This window comes from Endoryza foliicola (assembly GCF_050589245.1).
Classification (GTDB): domain Bacteria; phylum Bacteroidota; class Bacteroidia; order Chitinophagales; family Chitinophagaceae; genus Endoryza; species Endoryza foliicola.
Genome location: NZ_JBOBEW010000011.1, coordinates 24,713 through 34,223, shown reverse-complemented (window position 1 = coordinate 34,223; position 9,511 = coordinate 24,713). Strand labels below are relative to the sequence as shown.

The 9,511-nt window shown below is 43.7% G+C and carries 6 protein-coding genes; all 6 read left to right on the top strand.

Annotation, left to right across the window (positions count from 1 at the left end):
• Positions 1-236: 236 nt before the first annotated feature.
• The 6 genes from ACQ2HE_RS19300 (at position 237) to ACQ2HE_RS19275 (ending at position 9,159) form a co-directional block, all read left to right on the top strand.
• Positions 237-770 carry an LOG family protein gene (locus tag ACQ2HE_RS19300; protein WP_430899038.1) on the top strand — a complete coding sequence of 178 codons (534 nt, stop codon included), beginning with the start codon at positions 237-239 and terminating at the stop codon, positions 768-770.
• 407 nt (positions 771-1,177) lie between these two features.
• The gene (locus tag ACQ2HE_RS19295; RefSeq protein WP_430899040.1) at positions 1,178-1,780 is read left to right on the top strand and encodes a hypothetical protein; all 603 of its coding nucleotides are present in this window, start codon (positions 1,178-1,180) and stop codon (positions 1,778-1,780) included.
• Between the two features lie 525 nt (positions 1,781-2,305).
• Positions 2,306-2,707, top strand: coding sequence for a response regulator (locus tag ACQ2HE_RS19290; protein ID WP_430899042.1), 402 nt, complete (start codon positions 2,306-2,308; stop codon positions 2,705-2,707).
• A 23-nt stretch (positions 2,708-2,730) separates the two neighbouring features.
• A complete protein-coding gene (locus tag ACQ2HE_RS19285) occupies positions 2,731-2,895 on the top strand; it encodes a hypothetical protein (RefSeq protein ID WP_430899044.1) in 165 nt (54 codons plus the stop codon).
• A 477-nt stretch (positions 2,896-3,372) separates the two neighbouring features.
• The gene (recG, locus tag ACQ2HE_RS19280) at positions 3,373-5,463 is read left to right on the top strand and encodes an ATP-dependent DNA helicase RecG (RefSeq protein ID WP_430899046.1); all 2,091 of its coding nucleotides are present in this window, start codon (positions 3,373-3,375) and stop codon (positions 5,461-5,463) included.
• A gap of 63 nt (positions 5,464-5,526) precedes the next feature.
• Positions 5,527-9,159 (top strand): DUF7948 domain-containing protein, encoded by a 3,633-nt coding sequence (locus tag ACQ2HE_RS19275; protein ID WP_430902451.1) that lies wholly within the window; start codon positions 5,527-5,529, stop codon positions 9,157-9,159.
• The last annotated feature ends 352 nt before the right edge of the window (positions 9,160-9,511 follow it).

Here is a 9,511-nt window from a genome sequence, read left to right as displayed (position 1 = left end):
ATTCAAGCTTACGCTTGCAAGGAGCTCCGCGAGCTGACGCTCGCTCGGCTTTACGGACAGACAGAGCGTTTTGAACGACCTTGTAGTGGTCGCATATCTGTAGCACCGATAAACGTAAACAGTGCAAACGACCCTGGAGGGGTCGCATGTTGGTAGCAACGATGAACATGTACAGAGTAAACGACCCTGGAGGGGTCGCACATCAGTAGCAACAGCAAGAAAAAAATGAAATGAATATGAAATCAGTTACAGTGTTTTGCGCATCGAAGAATGGGATGAATCCTGTTTATAGGGAAGAGGCGATTGCGTTGGGGAAATTGTTGGCAGAGAAGGGCATTAAATTAGTGTATGGCGGCGGGAAAGTGGGATTGATGGGCGCCATTGCCGATTCGGTATTGAAACATGGCGGAAAAGTGATGGGCATTATTCCGGAATTATTGGTGGAATGGGAACATCAACATACGGGTATACAAGAACTATTGGTAGTAAAGGATATGCATGAACGTAAGCGATTGCTATACGAACATGGCGACGCGGCCATTGTGCTTCCGGGCGGATTCGGGACCTTGGATGAAATGTTTGAAATGCTTACCTGGAATCAGTTGAAAATTCATGATAAAAAAATCTATTTGCTGAACTCGGGTGGGTTTTATGATGGACTGGTGACGCATTTGAAGAAATTAGAAGAAGAAGGATTGTTGTATGATAGGTTGGAAGAGAGAGTGGTGGTGGTGAGTGAGGTTGGGAGTATTGGTGTTAGGCTTTGGTGAAAGTTGTAAGTTTTAAGTTTTTGAGTTTTTGAGTTTTGTTGCCATAGGCTTTAGGTTTTTTGACCACAGATAGCGCAGATTTTACAGATTGACACAGATTAGCCTCTTATATTCAATCAGCCTGATTGTCGGTGCTGGTACACTATTAATTGCTTTCTTTTTTCACCGCAGCGGCGCAGCGGCCGCAGCGATTACGCAGCGCTGGCTTATCCTCGTTCCTCGCTTCCTCTTATCCTCGCTCCTGATCTCTCGGCTGTTTCATTATTAATTATTACTTATTAATTATTAATTGCTTCTGAACTTTTTCTTAAAATTCACAAACTACTTTAAACCCTGTTAACGTTTGTATATCTTAGTGCTTGGTATTGGAATAAAATTTGATTGAAAGACACAAAAAGAAGTAAAAAATGAAAAAATACCTTTTGTTAGCTGTAGCAGTGATGGTGATGAGTGGGGCATTTGCACAGGAAGAAGCGGAGGAAAAGGGTGGATTTAATCCGGATAATTTGTTTACCGGGGGAAGTATTTCTCTCTCGTTTTTTAATAACACGTTCTTGGTGGGTGCGAGCCCAATGTTGGGCTATAAACTTGGTGGATTTGCAGATGCGGGTTTGCTCATGAATATTCAATATTCGTCGATTCGGGATTATGCGGTTTTCGATGATCGGTTGAGACAAACCCTTTATGGTGGGGGCGCCTTTGCGAGAGTGTATCCATTGCCGTTTTTATTTGCGGTGGGTCAAGTGGAGCATAACTGGCTAACTCAAAAATACCTTCCACCAGGCAATACAGGTACTACAATCCGAACCACCGATCAAGCGAACAGTGTGTTGGTGGGTGCTGGTTATTGTAGTGGTAGATTGAGAAAAAGCAATACCGGATTCTTTTATATGTCGGTGTTGTGGGATGTTTCGGGAAATGAAAATTCGCCGTATACAGATAGCTATGGAAGAGCGGTGCCGGTGATTAAGGCGGGGGTGAATATTCCGTTGTCGTTTAAGGCGAAATAGGGGTTAGGCTTTAGGTGTTTAGGCCTTAGGTGGTTGGGCTTTGGGCTTTAGGCTTTTTTGACCACAGATAACGCGGATTAGTATAGATTGACACAGATTGGCCTCTGATATTCAAGCAGTTTTATTGTTCATTTTTGAACCGCAGCGGCGCAGCGAACGCAGCGGTTTCGCAGCGCTGGCAATTCGTCTGTATTTCCCCAATTTCTTTCTCTGCATTTCATTCCCAAATTCACCAATTAGCTCGCCGGCTGTTTCATTCCCTCATTGACTAATACTCAAATTCACAAATTTCCTTCTTCCCCCTCTATTGGATTTCTCGAAATTATATATTACTTTTACCGCATAAGGCTTGAAGTTCTTGTCTATCTCACTGACAATCAAGCTGTTCACATCCTTCGAAACACCTCTCAATTAGATCATTTCCCTTTAAACATGAATTTGGTTCGCGAGAACATTTCTGTCCATTCCTGTTAAAGACTTCTACGATCTCCTACCCTTTCATTCCATGATTCTAACCGTAGAAGGATGAAAAAAGATATTCTTGTAATTGATGATCAAAAGTCGACCCGCTTTTTACTATTAAGCGTGTTGGGTGGCGATTTTAATGTGGTGACCGCTCCGGACCATCATTCGGCATTTTACATGCTGTCGAAAAAGAAATTGCCCGACCTGATCATTGTTTCTACTCAACAAACAGATATGGCCGATTGGGAATTGATTGAACATTTCATTACCCATCGTAGCTATAAAGACATACCCCTCTTGGTTCTTTCCAATTATTCAAAAATTGAAACAACCAAGCGGTGCCTGCAAATGGGCATTCAAGAATACTTTCTGAAGCCCTTCAATCCACTGGATTTATTGAATACTGTACAACGAATGATGGACACTCCTGCTTTCTACGCGTTGAAGCGTACAGCAGGCTAACGGAAATGATCAACTGCTTATTTATGGATTTGAACAAATTACTGAACTCAACCGAAACTCCTGTTATGGCTACTAAAGCAAGACGCATCACCGCCAAACCCCATTTCAATAAAAAACTGTCGGTTTTCCCGAAGAGAAGAACGTCGTTGATATTGTTGTCGATGATGAGGAGAGCGAAGAAGAACTGAGATAATTAATAATTAATAAGTAATAATTAATAATGAAACAGCCGGGTTAATTAATAATTAATAAGTAATAATTAACAATGAAACAGCCGGCAGTCAGGTTGATTGAATATTGGAGGCTAATTTGTGTTAATCTGCACTAACCTGAGATATCTGTGGTGAAATAGAAACGAAATCTCTAATTGACTACCTGTCGTTTAAATTTTCTAACAGTTTACTCAACCGCAACGTAAGGAAGCCCTTCGACTCAACCTTCGGTTGGCTCAGGGACCACGCAAAGGTGCGCAACGAATGTCGCTGCGAAGCAGCAAAAAAACTCAAAAACTTAAAAACTTAGAACTTTCACTAAAGCCTAACCACCTAATGCCTAAAGCCTATCGCCACAACTAAATCCCCACCACCACCCCAACAGCTTTTCATTGCAACCATGGTTCTCCGTAACTTTGCCAAAAAATTACCATCGTTCCCGGATCGCACATATTGAGTACGCCTATTGAATATTTAAAAGGGGTGGGACCCCAAAGGGCCGATTTGCTCAAAAAAGAGCTTTCTATCTTCACATTTAAAGACCTGTTGGAATGTTATCCTTACCGACATGTCGACAAAACCCGCATCAATCGCATTTGTGATATACATCTCACTACCGAATACATTCAAGTGGTGGGAAAACTGGTGAGCCATGAAGTAGTGGGTACCAATCGCGCAAAACGACTGGTGGCCGTAGTTACTGATGGCACCGGAACTTTGGAACTAACCTGGTTTCAAGGAATCAATTATGTCCAGAAAATTTTAGGGATTGGAAATACCTATCTTATTTACGGTAAAGTGGGATTCTTTCAGGGGCAAGCACAAATCACCCATCCTGAAATTGAAACTTATGTTGCCGAAAACAGTCAGGGTAAGGCCTACTTAGAACCTGTTTACCCTTCTACCGAAAAATTAAAAGCGCGCGGACTAGGCGGCAAGAATTTCTCCAAATTGGTACACGCCTTATTAATGCAATTGCGCGAACGCGATCTACCTGAGTTCATGCCTGAGTCCATCGTAAAAGAATTGAATCTTCCCTCAAGATATGCCTCCATTAATGCGGTTCATTTTCCTGCCAATCAGGAAAGTTTTGAATCGGCCCTCAATCGAATCAAGTTCGACGAATTGTTCATTGCGCAATTGAGAATGGGATTGATGAAGGCACAACGCCATCGCTACAGCAAAGGAGTGGTGTTTGAAAAAGTAGGCGATTGTTTTAATACGTTCTACAATCAATACCTGCCCTTCCCCCTAACCGGTGCGCAGAAACGAGTGATCAAAGAAATTCGGCAAGATTGCGGAACGGGAAAACAGATGAATCGATTGTTACAAGGAGATGTGGGCAGTGGTAAAACCATTGTGGCCTTGTTGGTGATGTTGATTGCCGTTGACAATGGATTCCAAGCCTGTTTGATGGCGCCTACTGAAATTCTCGCGCAACAACATTATCAGAACATCAGCAGGCTTTTGAAAGAAATGGACATTGAAGTGGCATTGCTCACCGGATCGGTAAAAGGGACTGCTCGCAAAAAAATATTGCAGGATTTAGCGGAAGGAAAATTGAAACTGATCATTGGAACCCACGCGGTATTGGAAGATCCTGTTCAATTTAAGAACCTCGGAATAGCCATTATTGATGAACAACACCGATTTGGTGTAGCCCAGCGTGCAAAATTGTGGGGAAAAGCATCTATACCTCCGCATGTATTGGTGATGACCGCAACGCCCATTCCAAGAACATTGGCGATGACAGCTTACGGTGATTTGGATTATAGCGTGATCGATGAATTGCCTCCCAACCGTAAACCAATTTTAACCGTACATCGTTATGAGAGCGCGAGGCATCAGGTGATGGGATTTATGAAGGAGGAAATTGAGAAAGGAAGGCAAGTGTACATCATCTTCCCATTGATCGAAGAATCGGAAAAATTGGATTATGAAAATTTGATGCGAGGCTACGAGAATGTGCAGGCTTGGTTTCCGGAGCCGAAGTATTGGATCAGCATGGTACATGGGCGTCAGCCATTGGACGTGCGAGAAACCAATATGAAACGGTTCAAAGACGGAGAAACGCAAATAATGGTAGCCACTACCGTAATTGAAGTGGGAGTAGATGTGCCGAATGCCAGCGTTATGATCATTGAAAGTGCTGAAAAGTTTGGGTTGAGCCAGTTGCATCAGCTGCGTGGACGGGTAGGAAGAGGCAGTGAGAAAAGTTTTTGCATTTTATTAACGGGCACCAAACTAAACAATGATGCCAAAGAACGGTTAAAGACCATGTGCGCCACCAGCGATGGCTTTAAGATTGCGGAGAAGGATATGGAGCTGAGAGGGCCCGGTGAAATTGAAGGAACACGCCAAAGCGGCGAATATCAATACAAATTAGCCAATATCCTCAATGACAAGCCCCTGCTGGACCTCGCAAAAAAATGGGCTGAACAGGTAGCTGAAAACGATCCTTCTTTGGATTCGGCAGAAAATTTGCCGTTAAAAAACTACCTGATGGAGCAAAAGGGAAAGACTCCCTGGAGCAAAATATCGTAAAGCCGCTAGCCGGTGCCGTATAGGAAAACCGTGCTTTTATCGTTAACTTGTAAAAAACATCCTTTGGGCTGGAAAAACTATTTGCTGATTTTGGGTTTGCTTCTCTTCCCTACCCTGTTTGCCTGGACTCAAACAGGTAATTTTCAATTCGTGGAGAACAAAGGTCAATGGGATTCAAAGATCTTGTATCAGAGTGATGTTCCGGCCGGAGCGTTCTACTTACACAACAACGGATTCACCGTACTTCAACACAATGTATACGATTTAACCCGTTTGCAAGAGCGGATGCACATGCCCGGTGAAACTGCACATGGTGTGGGCCGAGATCCATTGAAACCCATTCAATTGGTTGAACCTCCGAAATCATCGATCAATGAAGTGATCACGCTTCACTCTCATGCCTATAAAGTAAGCTTTTTGGGAGCCAATGCAGCTATTCCTGTGCGTGCTGAAAAGAAGATGCAAGAATACAGCAACTACTTCATGGGAAATGACCCTTCGAAATGGGCCAGTAATGTTTCACAATTTGGCGCTGTTACTTACGCAAATGTATATCCTAATATTGACGTTCGCTATTATGCAGAGAACGGTAGATTGAAATATGATTTTGTTGTACATCCGGGAGGAAGGGTTTCCGACATTCAAATGGAATATGCGGGTGTTACAAAATTGAGTGTTAAGAAGCGCGAATTGATCATTGGCACTTCGGTAGGAGAAATTAAAGAATTGTACCCCTACAGTTATCAGTTTATTCCAGGTGTGGGCAAGAAAGAAGTGACCTGTGATTATGAGATTGTGCAAGACAGCGTGGTTCGCTTCAAAATAAAACCCTACGATGCCACACAAACATTGATCATTGATCCTACACTGATCTTTTCCACTTTTACCGGTGGTTCTAATAACTATGGTTTTACTGCCACTCCGGGACCGGATGGTGGCCTGTTTGCAGGTTGTCTCATTTTTGCGGCAGGATTTCCGGTAACGCCCGGGGCTTTTCAGAAAGATTTTGGCGGAGGCAATGCAGGAAGTAACCTACCAACCGATATTGGTATCATGAAATTTAACCCTACCGGTACGGCTCGCATGTATGCGACCTATTTAGGTGGAAATGGAAATGATTTTCCTCATAGTTTGTTTGCAGACCCTCAAGGGAATTTGGTGGTGTTGGGTAGAAGTTATTCTTCCGATTATCCAACTACAGTAGCGCAGGTTGGTACCGGAGGCGGAGCCGATATTGTTGTTACGAAATTGAATGCTACAGGATCGGCGCTAATTGGCTCGTTGAAAATTGGTGGCTCCGGTGCTGATGGAGTAAACATTTCCGACAATTTCGTTACACTGAATCACGTGCCTCAGAGTTTAAGTCAAAACTATGGCGATGAAAGTAGAAGCGAAGTGGTATTGGATGCCGGCGGCAATATTTATGTGGCTGCCAATTCCAATTCTTCTAATTTCCCTACTACCGCGGGTGCTTTTCAAACAACCAGAAGTGGTTTACAAGATGGTGTTGTACTCAAAATTAACCCCAATTGTAATGCTGTAATTTGGAGTAGTTATTTAGGAGGAACAGGTGATGATGGTGCTTATGTACTGGAGATCAATCCGGCCACACAAAATATTTTTGTTGCGGGTGGAACCGCTAGTAGCAATTTTCCCGGCATTTCCGGTGGCGTACTTCAAGGTACGTTCAACGGTGGGTTGAGTGATGGTTATGTAGCAGAAATTGCAAACAATGGTTCTGCTATCATTCGCTCTACGTATTTGGGAACAACGGCCCTCGATATTATTTATGGAATCAAGTTCGATCGATTGGGATTCCCCTATGTAATGGGAATTACACGTGGCACCTGGCCGGTTGTGAATGCCACTTATAGCAATGCCAATAGCAAGCAATTTGTTGCCAAACTTCAACCGAATTTATCAGCTTTCGTGTATTCAACGGTGTTTGGAAGTGGTGCGCCAAAGCCGAATATGTCGCCCGTAGCATTTCTGGTAGACCGTTGTGAAAACGTGTACATCTCCGGTTGGGGTGGATGGATCGACAATCGACCCGATCCATATGATATGGCAGGTGTAGCAGGTATGCCTACCACAACCGATGCAATTAAAAAAACAACCGATAATAAAGATTTCTACTTCATCGTAATTCAGAAAAATGCTTCCGCCCTATTGTATGGAAGTTTCTTTGGTCAGGATGGAGGTGAAGGAGAACATGTGGACGGCGGAACCAGTCGCTTTGATGCCCAAGGGGTGATTTACCAAGCGATATGTGCCAACTGTGGTGGAGGTGTGAATTTTCCGACAACGCCCGGTGTAGTTGCTCCCGTGAATACCTCGGGAGGATGTAACCTCGCTGCAGTGAAGATCTCCTTCAATTTTGCAGGTGTGGCATCGGGACCGAAAGCTTTTATAAATGGAGTTCAAGATACGGTGGGTTGTTTACCACTGACCATCAATTTCCGAGATACAGTAAAGAACGCTAAAAGCTACGAATGGGATTTTGGTGATGGTAGTGGTACAATTCGAACTACCAATACCGATATTTCGCACACTTTCACAGCAACCGGAACCTATACCATTCGATTGATTGCTGTCGATTCGAATACTTGTAATATTCGAGACACCGCGTTTATTCATGTACGTGTAAGAGATGATAAGGCGAATTTGAACTTCACCAATACCAAATTGCCTCCTTGCGAATCGATCACCTATCGCTTTGATAATTTATCGACCGCACCTCCGGGCAAGCCATTTACGGGTCAAGGATTTGTTTGGGACTTTGGTGATGGCACGCGCATTAGTTCAGGAACGGGTTCTGTAACCCATGCCTTCCCATCGGCCGGAACTTATAAAGTAAAATTAATTTTAACCGATACCAATTATTGTAACGCACCCGATTCAATGAGTGTTGACTTGCGTATTGCCTCCAATGTGGATGCGCAGTTCCAAACCAACTTGAATGGTTGTGTGCCTTACAATGCACAATTCAACAATACCTCTTTGGCGGGAACCAGTTTCTTCTGGGATTTTGGTGATGGCACTACTTCTACCGAAATAAGTCCAACACACTTATACGCCAATATAGGCACCTATACCGTTAAGATGTATGCCACTGACCCTAATACCTGTAACCAGGTGGATAGTTTGATTGTGACGTTAACGGTGAACCCCATACCTACGGCTAATTTCAGTTATACGCCGGTAACCCCGGTGTTGAACACGCCTACTATTTTCACTAATCTATCGCAGAATGCGGTACGTTATAAATGGTTGTTTGGTGATGGTGATAGTACCTTGAAAAATACAGCAGATACCACCTTGCATCAATACAATATTTCGGGAACATACAATGCTTGTTTGATCGCTTACAATCAATTTGGTTGTACCGATACTATTTGTCAGCCGATACAAGCCTTGGTAAAACCCTTGTTAGATGTACCGAATGCCTTTACACCGAATCGATTTGGAAACAACTCCGTAATTGGTGTTCGTGGTTTTGGTATTGTGAAGATGAAGTTTACGATTTACAATCGTTGGGGTCAGGTTGTATTTTCCACCACCGATCGCAAGATTGGTTGGGACGGAACCTTCAACGGCAAGCCACAACCGATGGACGTGTATGCGTATACGTTGGAGGCGGAGTTTAGTGATGGAACGAAGGCGAGGAAGACGGGGGATATAACGTTGATTAGATAGAGGAGCGAGGAACGAGGAGATGAGGAGCGAGGAGAAAGAACAGGAGGAGGAACAGGGGGAGAGAGTTAAGAATTAAGAGTTAAGAATTAAGAATTAAACAGCCGGCGAGATCAAGAAAGAACAGGAAGAAGAACAGGGGGAGGCAGACGAGGAAGGAGGCTGGTTTTGCGAAGCAAAAGCAGTCCCGCAGGCGAAGCCGTTGCGGGAAACGAGGAAATACAGGGGGGATTGCCAGCGCTGCGACGCCGCGGTAAAAAAACAAGAAAAAGAACTTTGCGAATTCTTTGCGGGCTTGGCGAGCTCTGCGGTGAACCAACATTAAAACTTAGTTAATGATTGCTAAATAGGGTTT

Bases quoted from the DNA above. Each gene is read 5' to 3' on its own strand.
- ACQ2HE_RS19285 (WP_430899044.1), top strand. From the start codon at position 2,731: ATGGATTTGAACAAATTACTGAACTCAACCGAAACTCCTGTTATGGCT.
- ACQ2HE_RS19290 (WP_430899042.1), top strand. From the start codon at position 2,306: ATGAAAAAAGATATTCTTGTAATTGATGATCAAAAGTCGACCCGCTTT.
- ACQ2HE_RS19300 (WP_430899038.1), top strand. From the start codon at position 237: ATGAAATCAGTTACAGTGTTTTGCGCATCGAAGAATGGGATGAATCCT.
- ACQ2HE_RS19295 (WP_430899040.1), top strand. From the start codon at position 1,178: ATGAAAAAATACCTTTTGTTAGCTGTAGCAGTGATGGTGATGAGTGGG.